Source organism: Cupriavidus sp. 8B (genome assembly GCF_054589115.1).
In genome coordinates this window covers 1-1,619 of the sequence record NZ_BAAILO010000291.1, presented here as the reverse complement: position 1 = coordinate 1,619, position 1,619 = coordinate 1, and the positions used below count along the sequence as shown (strand labels likewise).

Genomic DNA, 1,619 nt, shown 5'->3' with positions numbered 1-1,619 from the left:
ATAGCGGCAGGCTCATTGGGCGGACCTCTGTAATGCGGTAACCAACCCGCGGATATCAGATGCTATGAAGCGAGGCCCTCGACAAGCTGAGGCCTAAAATCAGCGTGGTGAGGTTTGCTCAAAGGGGAACATCATGCGTACCGATCAGGCATACACGGGTAGTGGTGAGGTAGTGGCACTGGCAGTGTCGCTGGAACTGGCGGCGGCTAAATGGAAAGTCGCGCTTCACGACGGCCGACGCGAGAAGCCGGCCGTGCACACCGTCGCACAGCCGCAGGCCGCGGCGCGTCTGCAGGCGGTGCTGGACCTGATCGAGGCACACAAGGAGAAGTGGTCGCTGCCGGCCGGCTTGCGCATCGTCGTGAGCTACGAGGCTGGGCAGGACGCGTTCTGGATCTGTCGCGCGCTGCAGGCGAAGGGCATCGAATGCTACGTCATCGATCCGGCCAGCATCCCAGTCGAACGCCACAGGCGGCGCGCCAAGACCGACCGGCTCGATGTCATCAAACTGGTCATCAACCTGCGAGCGTGGCTGCGCGGCGAGCGCGACCGCATGCACGTGGTGCACGTGCCGTCACCGGAGGACGAGGCATCGCGCCAGTTGATGCGCGAGCGCGGGCAACTGCAGAAGGAAGTCCTGCAGCACCGCGACCGGATGCGCAAGCTGCTGGCCACGCTCGGCTGCTGGGATGCGGTCGATCACCGGGCCTTCGCCCACCGGCTCGAGCGCGAGGAGGTGCGCTGTCACGACGGTGCGCCTTTACCGCGCGAGTTGCGTCAGCGGTTACTGCGCGAGTGCGAACGGCTGGCACTCGTCGAACAGCAACTTGCGGCGCTGGAGAAGACGCGACAGACAAACGTACCAGCACCCGCGCGCCAGCGTTGCGATGCGCTGGCGCGCCTGAAGGGGATTGGCGAAGTAGGCGCTTCGCGCCTTGCCCTCGAGCTGTTCTGGCGGGACTTCAACAACCGCCGCGAAGTCGGTGCGTGCGTCGGGCTGGTGCCGCAGCCCTACGACAGTGGCGAAAGCCAGGTCGATCAGGGGATCAGCAAACAGGGAAACCGCCGGGTGCGCGCGCTGCTGATCGAGATGGCGTGGACCTGGCTGCGCTATCAACCCGGTAGTGCGCTGACGAGGTGGTTCAACCAGCGCACACACGGCACGGGACCGAACCGACGCGCGCGACGCATCGCCATCGTCGCGGTAGCGCGACGTCTTGCCATTGCGCTGTGGCGCTATCTGAAAGACGGAGTCATTCCCGACGGCGCCCACCTTAAGTCAGCTTAAGTTCCACCTCAAGATTCGCAGGAAGGAGGTAGGTCTAGCCAGGCAATTACGTAGCAAAGACGGTTGGAGTGAACATGCCTGTGATCACGCTGGGTTGCTGAAGCAACCGAATATTTTCAGATGGGGCATGTTCCCGGAAGAGATTCCGGCGTAACGCGCATGCAGGATAAGGCTGGCGACACGCCAGCGGATAGAAGGTGGTGAGATGCTGGTTCTTCTCACGAGCGCAAGAGCGACTTCAGACCGAACACAAGTAGACACGTTATAAGAATTTCGGGAAAAGCAATCTTGACAGAATCTCGCTCATAGAAGCGTGATCCACCGTCGAGAC

Annotated in this window: 1 protein-coding gene; it reads left to right on the top strand. The window is 62.3% G+C overall.

Annotation, left to right across the window (positions count from 1 at the left end; all coding sequences use genetic code 11):
- Positions 1-133: 133 nt before the first annotated feature.
- Positions 134-1,288: an IS110 family RNA-guided transposase gene (locus ACYP5B_RS28825; protein WP_459571958.1), complete on the top strand. Its 1,155-nt coding sequence runs from the start codon at positions 134-136 to the stop codon at positions 1,286-1,288.
- Positions 1,289-1,619: the final 331 nt, after the last annotated feature.